Genomic DNA, 16,061 nt, shown 5'->3' on the forward strand with positions numbered 1-16,061 from the left:
CTTAAAACTCCAAAACAACTTTGCTGTACTTCGGATCATTGAAGGTTTCGTTCACGGCCGCAGCGAATGGGGTATAGGGCACGTTAAACGTACCGGGCCAATCGTTGACTTCGAACTCGTCTTTCGCGCTGAGAGATGCCAGCTGCTGTGTGGTAAACGGTGGGTTTTTGTCAAACAGGCTCCACGTCCAGATAAGGCCGTAAAAAATGCTGTAAGGTATTTTCGCAATAATGGTTTTAGCGTGTGTGGCGCGCTTTATTTCACGGATGATATCGATGTAATCAATTTTCTCATGGCCAGAGATATTGAATATTCCGTCATGAACTCGCTGTTCGATGCAACTGATGATGACATTGCAGAAGTCACCCACATACAGGGGCTGGCGCATATAACGGCCGTGGCCCGGGATCGGAAATACCGGAACCTTTTTCATGAAGCGGGACAGCCAGCCCAGATGCTTGCGGTCAAACCAGCCAAACATCAGCGTCGGCCGAAGTATCGGGCACGCAATGCCGCTGGCCAGAACCATTTGTTCCTGGTCTTTCTTTGTATTGGTATAAAAATCATCAGCCACGGATTCAACGACCGAGGAGCTGATATGTACCAGGTACGGGATGCTGTTGGTCTTGATCGCGTCAAGGATCAGGCGTGTTGCGTCCACATTATTGTGGACGAAGTCGCTGTAGTCGTTGCCGCCGATCTGTGCTTGCAGCATGACCACTACATCTGCCCCGATAAAATACTCTTGCCAGTCTCCTGGCGTGGAAAGGTCGGCAAGTACCGTGGTGATTTCCGGCTGTACCTGTTTGAGGATTTCCAGGTTCTTGACATGTTTGTCGATGACCACGATATTTTCGTAGCCCTTCGCTTTCAGGCGTGCGACCAGGTTTTGCCCAACGAGGCCAGCGCCGCCCGGAAGGATGATCCGCTCTTTGAGATTAATACTGGTCATTTTTTATTAACCTGAAGTTCTTTGCTGAATTGGCAAACCTGCATTTGTTGATCCACGACTCGTTCGACACCAACGGTATATTTTCCGGACAAGGTCGAGGTGTCGATGATTCTTCCAAAACCCGCATTGACTATGTCTCGGCGGTTGAACAAGTCGCCCACACCGTAGTAGTAGGATTGCACCGCGTTGTAGTACTTCACGGCTCCATTCGCGTCGGTCAGCGTTATGTAGACCTGCGACGGGATTGTATTCTGCGAACCATCAATCGTTGTCCAGCCTTTGAACTGAACAGTGTCAGGCGTCTTGCTCGTCGTATCGCCTACATAGTCCAGATTACCTTGGCAGTCTGTCTTTACCTTCGGCAAATCAAGGCCGATGGTTTTCTCGGGGAAGGCGACAATGCAGTTCCAGACTTCAGCAGCTTTCCATTGAGTGCCGTTGTGCTTCCAGTCAACCAGTTGGCGCACGGTGGGTACCGGCGCTTCGGGACAGGAGGAAATCGCGCCCAGAGGCAGGCCGCCCAGATAGGCTTCTGGCGTATTGATGACTTTGTTCAGGTTGCGGAACCGATCCGGTACGGTGAAGGATTTATGTTCGGCATAGTAGGCGATCGAGGAACTCCAGTCATTGCCATACACCACAAGCCCTTCGTCATGAGACATGTTCCTTTTAAGCGCCTCACCCAGCATCAGATCCCGAGAGTTGCCGATGTTGAGATCTTCATGAACCTTATTGAAATAGTCATTGGCGAAGGCGCCGTAGTTGTTCAGTACCAAGGCGAGGAAAACAATTGCCGAGATCACTGTCCGGCGTGCTCCCTCCAGACCCTCGGCAACGGCGACTGCCAGAGCGAATATGAGGAAAATGACATTGGCGGACTGGTAGTAGGTGTGCACAAGGTGGAGATTGGTGAAGATAAACAGAGGCAATATGCCCAGTGCACAGGCTGCAACGATAATGAATTTCAGCTTATTGCTTTTCGACAGAAGCAAAGCGCCCAGGATGATTGCAATGCCGAATATGCCCGACAGGTTACCCTTGATAATTCTCGACCAGATGACATCAGAGTAGAGCGGCATGGAGAGGCGCTGTGTCAGTGTTCCCCAGTTCCACGCAGACAGGCTTTGAGAGGTAATGCTCATCCCGAATTCATTTTTGGATTTAATGATATCGGTGTAGAACGTCCAACCGTAGCCAATGACAATCGGCAGCGCGAACAGGGTGACCGCCCAGATAATATTTTTGACGGAAATTGCGCCGATGATGCTCTTGTTTCTGTCAATTTCGTAAAACAGGAAGACGAAGGCAAGCACCGCGAGCACCGGCAAACCGGTTGTCGCTTTCTGAAGAATGGCCAGCGAAATGCAGACGAAAAAGCCTGCTGCCGCCCATTTTCCTTTTGCGTTGAGGAAGTCCAGAAAGTACTTGATCGCAAGAACGGCAAAGAACAGCGCCATTGTCTCGATCATGAATGTTCTGCCCCAGAACAGATAGATGGGGCTGGAAAAAAGCAGGCCAACAAATAGATAGAAGCTGCTTCGGCTCAGCTTGAGCGATTTGCAAATTTCGTTGACGGGGTAGAGACAAAGGACCAGGAAGGCAAAAGAAACCAGTCTTCCGGTTTTGCCAAGATCACTGTCAAGCAGCTGAGAAATAAACGCAACGATCGCTTGGTAGAGCGGGAATTCGAAAGGGATCGACCAGGGTGCACCGGAAACCGGAGTTTCATAGGCAAGTTTGTAGCCTTCCTGAATAAACCAGAAAGAGGTCAAGGCTGTTTGTGTTTGTCTGAAGCCAAAGAGCTCAATCAGCGGTTGTCCGGCGTAATTCAGGGCTATGTAAAATGCATAGACTAGCGTTGCCAGGCTGATTAACTGTATGCCGCGTATTGACGATAAATATTGACTTGAAAGTTTATAAAACTTCAAGGTGTCACCCCATTTCGAAAAAAATTAACTGAATTCAGAGATTTATTCTTTTGAACACAAAACTTGGAATCGAGCGAATGATCAGCATGATCAGCGCCCAGAAACCAGGTGCATAAAGCACATCTTTTTTCCGATCTATGCCGTCTGCAATTCTCTTTGCAACTTGGTCAGGTTGGGCTACCAGTGCCTTCGGCAGTTTTAAGCCTTGTGTCATTGGCGTATCGACGAAGCCGGGTTTGATGGTGATCACGTGAACACCGACTTTGAACATGCGGGCGCGCAATCCTTCGCAGAATGTCGAGACGGCAGCCTTGGCAGCGCCATACAGATAATTGGAGGGGCGGCCGCGATCACCGGCTACTGAAGAAATCACCGCGAGAGTACCGCAGCGCTGCGTTTCAAACTGGTTCGACAGCAATGTCAGTAATGCAATGACGGATGTTCCGTTATTGATGAACTCATGGAGCGCTACTGCAGGGTCTTGCTCGCATTGCTGCTGATCGGGGAGGGTGCCGTGTGCGATCAAGGCAACATCGATCTGGCGCATGGCGTCAATGCAGTGTTCAAGCATCGCGGCATGGGTACCTGTGTCAGTAGCGTCCATGGTGTGCAAAGCCGTCGCTTTGGCCCCTCGGCTCTCAAGGTCGGCGGCGGTTTGTTGAAGTTTTTCAAGGTTTCTGCCGACCAGAAAAAACTCACTACCTTCCGCGGCCCAGCGGCGTGCGCATGCCGTAGCGATCGCTGAGGTTGCGCCAATGATCAAAACTCGTTTCATTCAGTTACCCTTTTCCAAAAGCGGGAATTCATAGACGGGTCACGCAAGGCTTCAACCTGCTCCCACTCAGGGTAAGCGGTGCGGAAATCGCTACCGCTCATATGTGCATCCTTGGCTGGATAGATCCGGCCTCCGGCCTCTCTGACAATGACGTCCAGACGTGCGAAGAGCTTTTCCAGGCTTGCTGATTGCGGGAAATCCAGCGCAAGAGAGGCGCCAGGTAACGGAAAAGAGAGGAGACCGGGTGAATTGCATTCGCCGCAGCGTTTGAGCACAGCCAGAAAAGAACCGTTACCGGAGTCCGCAATGGTCTTGAGTAGCTGAGCCATGGCGATTTGAGCGTTGGCGTCGGGAATGACGCATTGAAATTGCTGAAACCCGGCGTTGCCGTAAATTCGGTTCCAGTGCAGCACTCTGTCGAGCGGATAGAAGAAGGGCTCATACTCGCTACGAATGCGGGTTCGCTTGACCGGGCTCTTGCGCCAGTAAGCTTCGTTGAAACCGCGCAAAGACAGATTATTGATAAGGGAAACCGGTGGCGTCAGCGGGACCGTCAGTTTGTTCCGCTTGTTCAGGGTCAATGAGCCATAAGGCGCATGGTCGCCGACGATGAAAATACCTCGTCCAAGTTGCTCTCCCTTGGCGAGGCAGTCGATCCAGGCAACGCTGTATTCATGCTGGTGGTCCAACTGACTGGAAAGCTCGAAGAACTCACTAAGATTGTTGAAACGTACAAGGGTGCTGTCGATCTGACTCGACTGGATTGGAATCAGCTGTATCTGCGCCCAGCTCACTACCCCGGTGAGGCCCAGGCCGCCAATCGTGGCACGAAACAGTGCTTGGTTTTGTGTCGGGCTGCAGATGAGCGTTTCGTTTTTATGCAGCAGGCCAAACTCCGTGACGTGATTGCCAAAGGTGCCGCGTACGTGGTGATTCTTGCCATGCACGTCGTTGGCTATCGCGCCTCCCAGTGTCACGAATTGCGTGCCGGGCGTCACCGCGAGGAACCAGCCGTTAGGGATGGATATCTCAAGGATTTGCGCGAGTGTTACGCCGGCTTCAGCCGTGATCCTGCCGTTTTGCCAGTCCACCTCAATGAAGCGATCAAGTGCACGAATATTCAGCACATGGCCACTGGCGGCCAGGCAGCTGTCTCCATAGCTGCGTCCGTTGCCGAACGGGAGTGTGCTGCCGTGGGTGCGGCTGACACTTTCTATCAGTGCGGGCAGATCCATTCGCCAGTTGGCGCTATGTCCCGATTGAGGCAGGCGGGGGTATCGCCCCCAGGATAAGAGGTCGGTATTCACGCGGCCACCCAGAACACCAGGCCCATCAAGAGGCCCGCAACGATGCTGGTGCGGTCAGACACGGCGAACATGACAGGGTCATCATGCATTTTTCCACGATGCGTCAGCATCCATATCCGGGAAATCCAGAACAATAGAATCGGGCAGGCAAGCCAGATGATCTGCGGGTGTGAATACAGGCGAGTGGTGGCGGGGTCGTGAATGTACATTGCCAATACCATTACAGCCAGATAGCCGGAAGCGGCTCCCAGAGAGGAAATCATTTCAAGGTCGTCAGGATAATACCCTCGGCCTCGGGTTTTTTCCGTGCGGCCACTGTGCTTGGCTTCACGCAGTTCGGCATAGCGTTTGACCAATGCCAGGCTCAGGAACATGAACATCGAGAACGCAAGAATCCAGAATGTGAGCTCCAGGTTCAATGCGCAGGCACCCGCAATGATCCGAATGGTGTAAAGCAATGCGAGCGAAATGACATCCACGACCATTTTGCGCTTCATGGAAAGCGAGTAGGCCAGCGTCAATATGTAGTATCCGATCAGGGTTGCTGTGAACTCCCAGGGCAAAAGGACCGCAGAGCCGATGAAGGCGATTCCCAATAACGAAGGAAAGGCCAGCAGTCCTACGCGTATGCTCAATTTTCCGGATGCAAAGGGCCGGTTCCGTTTGGATTTATGATGGCGGTCATCATTGAGATCCAGGAGGTCGTTCAGCAGATAGACGCTGGATGCGCAAAGGCCGAAGAACAGGAAGGCCAGTAGACCTTGCAGGACGAACGGAATGTTGGTCAGTAGGTGCGCAGTCAGCAGCGGCACGAAGATAAGTATGTTCTTCATCCACTGGTGAAGGCGCAGGGCTTTTATCCAGTCCTTGGGTCTGGTGGTGTTGGAGCGAATGATTTCCTCAACATTCCCCTGAGCCGCTGCGCGTTTCTCGACGCCGCGCTCCGGATTGACGACATAAGCTTTACGCGCGCTGGCCCAGACGACGATGTCATCCAGAGAGTTGCCGATGTAATCGAATCCTTCATTTCCATACTGCTCAACCAGCACGTCACGTTTGAGATGTGACGAGAGATTAAGACTGCCATTGGTCGCCACTACCTTATCGAAAATTTGCAAGTGGTCGGCGACTCTGTTCGCCAGGCTGATATGACTTGCAGTCGCCAAAACGATGCTGCGACCGCTCGCGCGCGCCTGTTCGATCAGCGTTATTACGGCAGGGTCATACGGCAATACCGTAACGTCAACGTGGCTGTCCTTGGCAAGGCCTTCCTTGAGCGAGGCTTTGCCTTTCAATAACCAGATGAATGGTTTCAACAGTTGGAGAGGGTTGCTTCTTAGAAAAGCAATGCCTGTCTCAAGCAAGAGGTCCGAACGAAGGAGAGTGCCGTCTAGGTCTACGACGAGCGGGGGGGCATTGGATGTCACGAAAGCTTATCCCTAAGAAATAAAACTACGCTTCTTTGCCATATGGCGAGTCGGCCGATTGGGCTCGCTAGAGCATTTCAGTCAGACACTTATTGCGATGCGTATAATCGAGCTGCGCATTTGAGCAAAAAAAGACTTCACCGTCACACTTTTTATGGCGCTACAAGAGCCACTCAAAATTCATTTTTGCTTATCTGAAGTCATCTCGGCGCTGAAAACGGAGCGGACGGGCGTTTTTCGAGAGGTAAAAAATGTCTTTGGATCACTGAAAACGGCGCAGAAGGCGTTCTGAGGCGATTTTGTGTCAGATTAATGGTTTCGGCAGGCTCTGGAGGGATAGGTGCGTGGCGGCCTTTGTGATAACATCCGGCGTTTTCCGAGGCGGCTCCAGGGAGCTGTCTTTACTGCGCAAATCCGCGATCCAATGTTGATTTGTCGTAAGTCGGCGCATGGCACTCGGCCCGCCCCGACGAGCTTCGTTGCTCCCACATGGATATGACGAAGTTTCACCAGAAAAAGGAATCAAGCTTCTCATGGGCGAACTGGCCAAAGAAATCCTCCCGGTCAATATCGAAGACGAGCTGAAACAGTCCTACCTCGACTACGCAATGAGCGTGATCGTCGGCCGTGCACTGCCGGATGCGCGCGATGGCCTCAAGCCCGTGCACCGTCGCGTACTGTTCGCGATGAGCGAGCTGGGCAACGACTACAACAAGCCGTACAAGAAATCTGCCCGTGTCGTCGGCGACGTGATCGGTAAGTATCACCCGCACGGTGACACTGCCGTATACGACACCATCGTTCGTATGGCCCAGCCTTTCTCCCTGCGCTACCTGCTGGTCGACGGCCAGGGCAACTTCGGTTCGGTCGACGGCGACAACGCTGCGGCCATGCGATACACCGAAGTGCGCATGACCAAGCTGGCGCACGAGCTGCTGGCTGACCTGCACAAGGAAACCGTGGACTGGGTGCCGAACTACGACGGCACCGAACTGATCCCGGCGGTCATGCCGACCCGTGTACCGAACCTGCTGGTCAACGGTTCCAGCGGTATCGCTGTGGGCATGGCGACCAACATTCCGCCGCATAACCTCGGTGAAGTCATCGACGGTTGCCTGGCCCTCATCGACAACCCTGAGCTGACCGTCGATGAGCTGATGCAATACATTCCCGGTCCGGACTTCCCGACGGCCGCGATCATCAACGGTCGTGCCGGCATCATCGAAGCCTACCGCACCGGTCGCGGGCGCATTTACATGCGTGCCCGCTCGATCATCGAAGACATCGACAAGGTCGGTGGCCGTCAGCAGATCGTCATCACCGAGCTGCCTTACCAGCTGAACAAGGCGCGTCTTATCGAGAAGATCGCCGAGCTGGTCAAAGAGAAGAAGCTCGAGGGCATCACCGAGCTGCGCGACGAGTCCGACAAGGACGGTATGCGTGTCGTGATCGAACTGCGTCGCGGCGAAGTGCCGGAGGTGATCCTCAACAACCTCTACGCCCAGACCCAGCTGCAATCGGTATTCGGCATCAACATCGTCGCGCTGATCGACGGCCGCCCACGCATCCTCAACCTCAAGGATCTGCTGGAAGCCTTCGTCCGTCACCGTCGCGAAGTGGTTACCCGTCGTACCGTGTTCGAACTGCGCAAGGCGCGCGAGCGCGGGCACATTCTCGAAGGCCAGGCCGTTGCGCTGTCGAACATCGACCCGGTGATCGCCCTGATCAAGGCTTCGCCAACGCCGTCGGAAGCCAAGGAAGCGCTGATCAGCACGCCTTGGGAATCTTCCGCCGTGGTGGCGATGGTTGAACGCGCCGGTGCCGATTCGTGCCGTCCGGAAAATCTCGATCCGCAATACGGCCTGCGCGAAGGCAAGTACTTCCTCTCGCCAGAACAGGCGCAAGCGATCCTCGAACTGCGCCTGCACCGTCTGACCGGTCTGGAGCACGAGAAGCTGCTGGCCGAGTACCAGGAGATCCTCAACCAGATCGGCGAGCTGATCCGCATCCTCAACAGCGCTGTGCGCCTGATGGAAGTGATCCGCGAAGAACTGGAAGTGATCCGCGCCGAATACGGCGATGTGCGCCGCACCGAAATTCTCGATGCCCGTCTCGACCTGACCCTGGGTGACATGATCCCGGAAGAAGAGCGCGTCGTGACCATCTCTCACGGTGGCTACGCCAAGACCCAGCCGCTGGCTGCGTACCAGGCTCAGCGTCGTGGCGGCAAAGGCAAGTCGGCCACCGGCGTCAAGGACGAGGACTACATCGCTCACCTGCTGGTTGCCAACAGCCACACCACGCTGCTGCTGTTCTCCAGCAAGGGCAAGGTGTACTGGCTCAAGACCTACGAGATTCCGGAAGCATCCCGCGCGGCCCGTGGTCGTCCGCTCGTCAACCTGCTGCCGCTGGATGATGGTGAATACATCACCACCATGCTGCCGGTCGAGGAATACACCGAAGGTCACTACATCTTCATGGCCACCGCCAACGGCACCGTGAAGAAGACCCCGCTGGAATCCTTCAGCCGTCAGCGCAGCGTCGGTCTGATCGCGCTGGAGCTGGACGAAGGCGACGTGCTGATCTCTGCGGCCATCACCGATGGCGAGCGCGAAGTGATGCTGTTCTCCGACGGCGGCAAGGTCACCCGTTTCAAAGAGTCCGACGTGCGTGCCATGGGCCGTACCGCTCGCGGCGTACGCGGCATGCGTCTGCCGGAAGGGCAGAAGCTGATTTCCATGCTGATCCCGGAAGAAGGCAGCCAGATCCTCACCGCGTCCGAGCGTGGTTATGGCAAGCGCACCGCGATCACCGAGTTCCCTGAGTACAAGCGTGGCGGCCAAGGCGTGATCGCCATGGTCAGCAACGAGCGTAACGGCCGTCTGGTCGGCGCAGTTCAGGTGCTCGACGGCGAAGAAATCATGCTGATCTCCGATCAGGGCACCCTGGTGCGTACCCGTGTCGACGAAGTGTCGAGCCTGGGTCGTAACACTCAGGGCGTGACGCTGATCAAGCTGGCCAAGGATGAAACCCTGGTCGGGCTGGAGCGGGTTCAGGAGCCTTCGGAAATCGAAGGCGAAGAGCTCGAAGGAGAAGAGGGCGAGGAAATCGCAGGCACCGTCGGTATCGACGAGGCCGCAGACGACCAGCAACTCGACGCCGCAGCAGACGAAGAACCGCAGGAATAAGCGGACAAACGAGGGGGCGGATGAGAATTCGCCCCCTTGTTATTTGTCCGGTATGAATTTTCGACATCATGGAGATCCCCTGTGGGAGCGAGCCTGCTCGCGAAAGCAGGCGCTGCGGTACCTCTGAAGCACCGCGGTGATGCATTCGCGAGCAGGCTCGCTCCCACAGGGCCATGTTGATCGGTAGTGTGATTTATTGCGTGATACCACCAAATCAGAGCGAGATTGGATGTGAGCAAGCGAGCCTATAACTTCTGCGCCGGTCCGGCGGCGCTGCCTGAAGCTGTCCTGCAGCGCGCCCAGGGTGAACTCCTTGATTGGCACGGCAAGGGTCTGTCGGTCATGGAAATGAGCCATCGCAGCGATGAGTTCGTGTCCATTGCCACCCAGGCCGAGCAGGATCTGCGTGACCTGCTGAATATCCCGTCGAACTACAAAGTGCTGTTTCTGCAGGGCGGCGCCAGCCAGCAGTTCGCGCAGATCCCGCTGAACCTGTTGCCTGAAGGCGGCTCGGCCGACTACATCGACACCGGTATCTGGTCGCAGAAAGCCATCGAAGAAGCCTCGCGCTATGGCCACGTCAACGTTGCTGCCACTGCCAAGCCTTACGACTATTTCGCCATCCCCGGCCAGAACGAGTGGAACCTGTCGAAAGACGCCGCTTACGTTCACTACGCGCCGAACGAAACCATCGGCGGCCTGGAATTCCAGTGGATCCCGCAAACCGGTGACGTGCCGCTGGTCGCCGACATGTCTTCCGACATCCTCTCGCGCCCGGTCGATATTTCGCGATTCGGCATGATCTACGCCGGCGCGCAGAAGAACATCGGCCCGAGCGGCATCGTCGTCAACATCATTCGCGAAGACTTGCTCGGCAAGGCCCGCTCGCTGTGCCCGACTATGCTCAACTACAAGGTCGCGGCCGATAACGGCTCGATGTACAACACCCCGCCGACCCTAGCCTGGTACTTGTCCGGCCTGGTATTCCAGTGGCTGAAAGAGCAGGGCGGCGTCGAAGCGATCGCCAGGCTCAACGACGTCAAGCAGCGCACTCTGTACGACTTCATCGACGCCAGCGGTCTCTACAGCAACCCGATCAACAAGTCGGATCGCTCGTGGATGAACGTACCGTTCCGTCTGGCTGATGATCGTCTGGACAAGCCGTTCCTCGCCGGTGCCGACGAGCGCGGCCTGCTCAATCTCAAGGGCCACCGCTCGGTGGGCGGCATGCGCGCCTCCATCTACAACGCCGTCGACATCACCGCGGTCAACGCGCTGGTGGCGTACATGGCGGAATTCGAGAAGGAACACGGCTGATGTCCGAGCAAGAACTCAAGGCACTGCGCGTTCGCATCGACGCTCTGGACACCAAAGTCCTCGAGCTGATCAGTGAGCGTGCGCGTTGCGCCCAGGAAGTCGCCCGCGTGAAGATGGCCTCGCTGGCCGAAGGCGAAGTGCCGGTGTTCTATCGTCCCGAGCGCGAAGCTCAGGTGCTCAAGCGCGTGATGGAGCGCAACCAGGGGCCACTGGGCAACGAAGAGATGGCGCGGTTGTTCCGCGAAATCATGTCGTCGTGCCTGGCGCTGGAGCAGCCACTGAAAGTGGCTTACCTCGGTCCTGAGGGCACTTTCACCCAAGCGGCAGCGATGAAACACTTCGGCCACGCGGTGATCAGCAAGCCGATGGCGGCGATCGACGAAGTGTTCCGTGAAGTCGCCGCCGGTGCGGTGAATTTCGGCGTGGTGCCGGTGGAAAACTCCACCGAAGGCGCGGTCAATCACACGCTGGACAGCTTCCTCGAGCACGACATGGTGATCTGTGGCGAAGTCGAGTTGCGCATCCACCATCATCTGCTGGTCGGCGAAAATACCAAGACCGACAGTATCAGCCGCATCTACTCCCACGCGCAGTCGCTGGCTCAGTGCCGCAAGTGGCTGGACGCGCATTACCCGAATGTCGAACGCGTCGCGGTGTCGAGCAACGCCGAGGCTGCCAAACGGGTCAAGGGCGAGTGGAACTCGGCGGCGATTGCCGGCGACATGGCGGCCGGTCTGTATGGCCTGACCCGTCTGGCCGAGAAGATCGAAGATCGCCCTGACAACTCGACGCGCTTCCTGATGATCGGTAACCAGGAAGTGCCGCCTACCGGCGACGACAAGACCTCGATCATCGTGTCGATGAGCAACAAGCCCGGCGCGCTCCACGAGCTGCTGGTGCCGTTCCATGACAACGGGATCGACCTGACCCGGATCGAGACCCGTCCGTCGCGCAGCGGCAAATGGACCTACGTGTTCTTCATCGACTTCGTCGGCCACCACCGTGATCCGTTGATCAAAGGTGTGCTGGAAAAGATCAGTCAGGAAGCAGTAGCACTCAAAGTGCTGGGTTCCTACCCGAAAGCAGTTCTCTAAGGGGCGGTAGCAAATGAGTGGCAACTTCCTCGCTCTGGCACAGCCGGGCGTGCAACAACTTTCGCCGTACGTTCCGGGCAAGCCTGTGGACGAACTGGCGCGCGAGCTGGATCTGGATCCGGCAAAAATCGTCAAACTGGCGAGCAACGAAAACCCATTGGGCGCCAGCCCGAAGGCATTGGCGGCGATCCGCGAAGAGCTGGCCGAGCTGACCCGCTACCCGGACGGTAATGGTTTCGCCCTGAAGTCGCTGCTCGCCGAACAGTGCCGCGTCGAGCTGAATCAGGTCACGCTGGGCAATGGCTCCAACGACATTCTTGAGCTGGTTGCGCGTGCCTATCTAGCGCCGGGCCTGAATGCGGTGTTCAGTGAGCACGCCTTCGCGGTGTATCCGATCGCTACCCAAGCTGTCGGTGCGCAGGCCAAAGTCGTTCCAGCCAAAGACTGGGGCCATGACCTGCCGGCGATGCTTGCGGCCATCGATGCCAACACTCGCGTGGTGTTCATCGCCAACCCGAACAACCCGACCGGCACCTGGTTCGGCGCCGAAGCGCTGGACGAATTCCTGCAGGACGTTCCCGAGCATGTGCTGGTAGTCCTCGACGAGGCTTACATCGAGTACGCCGAAGGCAGTGATTTGCCGGACGGTCTCGACTTCCTCGCGGCGTACCCGAACCTGCTGGTGTCGCGCACCTTCTCCAAGGCCTATGGTCTGGCCGCGCTGCGCGTCGGTTATGGCTTGTCGACGCCTGTGGTGGCAGACGTGCTGAACCGCGTTCGCCAGCCGTTCAATGTCAACAGCCTCGCGTTGGCGGCGGCGTGTGCGGCGCTGAAGGACGAGGAATATCTGGCGCAAAGCCGTCAGCTCAACGAAGCCGGCATGCAGCAGTTGCAGGCGGGTTTCCGTGAGCTGGGACTGAGCTGGATCGAGTCCAAAGGCAACTTCATCTGTGTCGATCTCGGCCAGGTCGCGGCGCCGATTTTCCAGGGCTTGCTGCGCGAAGGCGTGATCGTGCGTCCGGTGGCCAATTACGGCATGCCGAACCACCTGCGGGTGACCATCGGTCTGCCGGCCGAAAACAGCCGTTTCCTCGAGGCGCTGCGCAAGGTTCTGGCTCGTGGTTGATGTCACTGCGCTGCAACCTGCTGCACCTATGATCGGTCGCCTTGTGGTGGTCGGTCTGGGGTTGATCGGTGGTTCGTTTGCCAAGGGTCTGCGTGAAAGCGGCCTGTGCCGTGAGGTGGTTGGTGTTGATCTCGACCCGCAATCGCGCAAGCTCGCGGTCGAATTGGGTGTGGTTGATCGCTGCGAAGACGATTTGGCGGCGGCTTGCGTCGGTGCCGATGTGATTCAGCTGGCGGTGCCGATTCTGGCCATGGAAAAGCTGCTCGCGCGTCTGGCTGTCATGGATCTGGGGCAGGCGATTCTTACGGATGTCGGCAGCGCCAAAGGCAACGTGGTGCGCGCGGCGACCGAGGCGTTCGGCGGCATGCCGGCGCGCTTCGTCCCCGGGCACCCGATTGCCGGTTCCGAGCAGAGCGGGGTGGAAGCCTCGAATGCCGAGCTGTTCCGCCGGCACAAGGTGATCCTGACGCCGCTCGAGCAGACCGATCCTGCCGCGCTGGCGCTGGTCGATCGTCTCTGGCGCGAACTGGGCGCCGATGTCGAGCACATGCAGGTCGAGCGTCACGACGAAGTGCTGGCCGCGACCAGTCATCTGCCGCATCTGCTGGCTTTCGGTTTGGTCGATTCGTTGGCCAAGCGCAATGAAAATCTGGAGATCTTCCGTTACGCTGCCGGTGGTTTTCGCGATTTCACAAGAATCGCCGGAAGCGACCCGGTGATGTGGCACGACATCTTCCTCGCCAACCGCGAGGCTGTCCTGCGCACACTCGATACATTTCGCAGCGACCTCGACGCCTTGCGCGACGCGGTCGATGCAGGGGATGGGCACCAATTGTTGGGCGTTTTCACGCGCGCCCGGGTTGCCCGCGAGCATTTCAGTAAAATCCTGGCCCGCAGGGCCTATGTGGACGCTATGAATTCCAACGATCTGATCTTCCTGGCTCAACCTGGTGGCCGCCTGTCCGGTCGGATTCGCGTACCGGGCGACAAATCGATTTCCCACCGTTCGATCATGCTCGGCTCGCTGGCCGAAGGCGTCACCGAAGTCGAAGGCTTCCTTGAGGGCGAAGACGCCCTGGCGACCTTGCAGGCGTTTCGCGACATGGGCGTGGTCATCGAAGGCCCGCACCACGGCCGCGTTACCATCCACGGTGTCGGCCTGCACGGCCTGAAACCTGCGCCGGGCCCAATCTATCTGGGCAACTCTGGCACCTCGATGCGTCTGCTCTCTGGCCTGCTGGCGGCGCAGAACTTCGACAGCACCTTGACCGGCGACGCTTCGCTGTCCAAGCGTCCGATGAATCGCGTGGCTAATCCTTTGCGAGAAATGGGCGCCGTGATCGAAACCGCTGCCGAAGGTCGTCCACCGATGACCATTCGCGGTGGCCATAAGCTCAAGGGCCTGACCTACACCATGCCGATGGCCAGTGCTCAGGTGAAATCCTGCCTGCTGCTTGCCGGTCTCTATGCTGAAGGCAAGACCACGGTGACCGAGCCAGCACCGACCCGCGATCACACCGAACGCATGCTGCGTGGCTTCGGCTACCCGGTCAGCGTCGACGGCGCCACGGCTTCGGTCGAGTCCGGCGGCAAGCTCACCGCGACTCACATCGAAGTGCCGGGCGATATCTCGTCGTCGGCGTTCTTCCTGGTCGCAGCCTCAATCGCCGAGGGCTCCGAGCTGGTGCTCGAGCACGTCGGCATCAACCCGACCCGTACTGGTGTGATCGATATCCTGCGTCTGATGGGTGCCGATATCACTCTGGAAAACCAGCGTGAAGTGGGCGGCGAGCCAGTGGCTGACTTGCGCGTGCGGGCAGCTAAACTCAAAGGTATCGAGATTCCGGAGGAACTGGTGCCGCTGGCCATCGACGAATTCCCGGTCCTGTTCATCGCTGCTGCATGCGCCGAAGGGCGGACCGTGCTGACCGGCGCCGAAGAGCTGCGAGTCAAGGAATCCGACCGGATTCAGGTCATGGCGGACGGCTTGCTGGCGCTGGGCGTCAAGTGCGAACCGACCCCGGACGGCATCATCATCGACGGCGGCCAGATCGGCGGCGGTGAAGTGCACGGTCACGGCGACCACCGTATCGCCATGGCCTTCAGCGTTGCCTCGTTGCGCGCTACCGCACCGATCCGCATCCATGATTGCGCCAACGTCGCGACCTCGTTCCCCAACTTCCTCGCGCTGTGCGGGCAAGTCGGCATTCGTGTGGCACAAGAGGCTCAGTCGTGAAAAACATTGCACCGGTCATCACCATCGATGGGCCAAGCGGCTCCGGCAAAGGCACGGTCGCCGGGATTCTGGCCAAGCGTCTGGGCTGGAACCTGCTGGATTCCGGTGCGCTTTATCGCTTGCTCGCGTTTGCTGCGCATAACCATGGCGTCGACCTGACCAATGAAGAGCTGCTGAAGACATTGGCCGCTCATCTGGATGTGCAGTTCATCGCCGCGACAGAAGGTCAGCTGCAGCGGATCATTCTCGAAGGCGACGAAGTCAGCGATGTCATTCGCACCGAAAGCGTCGGTTCCGGGGCCTCGCAAGTGGCTGCGCTGCCCGCCGTACGCGAGGCGCTGCTGCAGCGCCAGCGTGCGTTTCAGGAAGCGCCGGGTCTGGTGGCGGACGGTCGCGACATGGGCACGGTGGTATTTCCGGGTGCACCGCTGAAGATTTTCCTCACCGCCAGTGCCGAGGAGCGGGCGCGCCGTCGATATTTGCAGTTGAAGGGCAAAGTCGAGGGTGTTAGTCTGTCGAGTCTGCTAGATGAGATCCGTGCACGCGATGAGCGTGACACCCAGCGCGCAGTAGCCCCGCTCAAGCCGGCGGCCGACGCGATTCAGCTGGATTCAACGGAGCTTTCCATCGATCAGGTGCTTGAACGCATCATGAGCGAGATCGCCATTCGCGATATCGCCGGGTGACCAAGAAGGTCGCAGGGGACCAGTC

Annotated in this window: 11 protein-coding genes; 6 read left to right on the forward strand and 5 right to left on the reverse strand. The window is 57.6% G+C overall.

Annotated elements, in window-relative coordinates:
* Nucleotide 1: 1 nt before the first annotated feature.
* From ACV8MC_RS14695 to ACV8MC_RS14715, 5 genes are read right to left on the reverse strand one after another with little or no spacing between them, the layout of a single operon-like run.
* On the reverse strand, nt 2-952 hold the full coding sequence (locus ACV8MC_RS14695; protein ID WP_150637699.1) for an NAD-dependent epimerase/dehydratase family protein: 951 nt from the start codon (nt 950-952) through the stop codon (nt 2-4).
* The gene (locus ACV8MC_RS14700) at nt 949-2,880 is read right to left on the reverse strand and encodes a phospholipid carrier-dependent glycosyltransferase (RefSeq protein WP_150637701.1); all 1,932 of its coding nucleotides are present in this window, start codon (nt 2,878-2,880) and stop codon (nt 949-951) included. Before ACV8MC_RS14700 ends, ACV8MC_RS14695 begins: the two co-directional genes overlap by 4 nt.
* A gap of 34 nt (nt 2,881-2,914) precedes the next feature.
* Entirely contained in the window at nt 2,915-3,655 is a 741-nt protein-coding gene (locus tag ACV8MC_RS14705; protein WP_150637703.1) for an SDR family oxidoreductase, read from the reverse strand.
* Entirely contained in the window at nt 3,652-4,962 is a 1,311-nt protein-coding gene (locus tag ACV8MC_RS14710; RefSeq protein ID WP_150637705.1) for an FAD-binding oxidoreductase, read from the reverse strand. The genes ACV8MC_RS14705 and ACV8MC_RS14710 overlap by 4 nt, the downstream gene beginning before the upstream one ends.
* On the reverse strand, nt 4,959-6,389 hold the full coding sequence (locus tag ACV8MC_RS14715; RefSeq protein ID WP_150637706.1) for a UbiA family prenyltransferase: 1,431 nt from the start codon (nt 6,387-6,389) through the stop codon (nt 4,959-4,961). Before ACV8MC_RS14715 ends, ACV8MC_RS14710 begins: the two co-directional genes overlap by 4 nt.
* A 533-nt stretch (nt 6,390-6,922) precedes the next feature.
* Here ACV8MC_RS14715 and gyrA point away from each other — a divergent pair.
* From gyrA to cmk, 6 genes are all read left to right on the forward strand, one after another.
* Nucleotides 6,923-9,577, forward strand: coding sequence for a DNA gyrase subunit A (gene gyrA / locus ACV8MC_RS14720; protein WP_130910404.1), 2,655 nt, complete (start codon nt 6,923-6,925; stop codon nt 9,575-9,577).
* A 231-nt stretch (nt 9,578-9,808) separates the two neighbouring features.
* Nucleotides 9,809-10,894, forward strand: a complete 1,086-nt coding sequence (serC, locus tag ACV8MC_RS14725; protein WP_039760041.1) for a 3-phosphoserine/phosphohydroxythreonine transaminase — start codon at nt 9,809-9,811, stop codon at nt 10,892-10,894.
* On the forward strand, nt 10,894-11,988 hold the full coding sequence (pheA, locus tag ACV8MC_RS14730) for a prephenate dehydratase (RefSeq protein ID WP_016770924.1): 1,095 nt from the start codon (nt 10,894-10,896) through the stop codon (nt 11,986-11,988). The genes serC and pheA overlap by 1 nt, the downstream gene beginning before the upstream one ends.
* A gap of 13 nt (nt 11,989-12,001) precedes the next feature.
* Nucleotides 12,002-13,114, forward strand: a complete 1,113-nt coding sequence (gene hisC, locus ACV8MC_RS14735; RefSeq protein ID WP_056788348.1) for a histidinol-phosphate transaminase — start codon at nt 12,002-12,004, stop codon at nt 13,112-13,114.
* 28 nt (nt 13,115-13,142) lie between these two features.
* Nucleotides 13,143-15,350, forward strand: a complete 2,208-nt coding sequence (locus ACV8MC_RS14740) for a bifunctional prephenate dehydrogenase/3-phosphoshikimate 1-carboxyvinyltransferase (protein ID WP_423664164.1) — start codon at nt 13,143-13,145, stop codon at nt 15,348-15,350.
* Nucleotides 15,347-16,036 (forward strand): (d)CMP kinase, encoded by a 690-nt coding sequence (gene cmk, locus ACV8MC_RS14745; protein WP_056788351.1) that lies wholly within the window; start codon nt 15,347-15,349, stop codon nt 16,034-16,036. Before ACV8MC_RS14740 ends, cmk begins: the two co-directional genes overlap by 4 nt.
* Nucleotides 16,037-16,061: the final 25 nt, after the last annotated feature.

The sequence above is a fragment of the Pseudomonas sp. PK-RTE-24 genome, assembly GCF_054052265.1.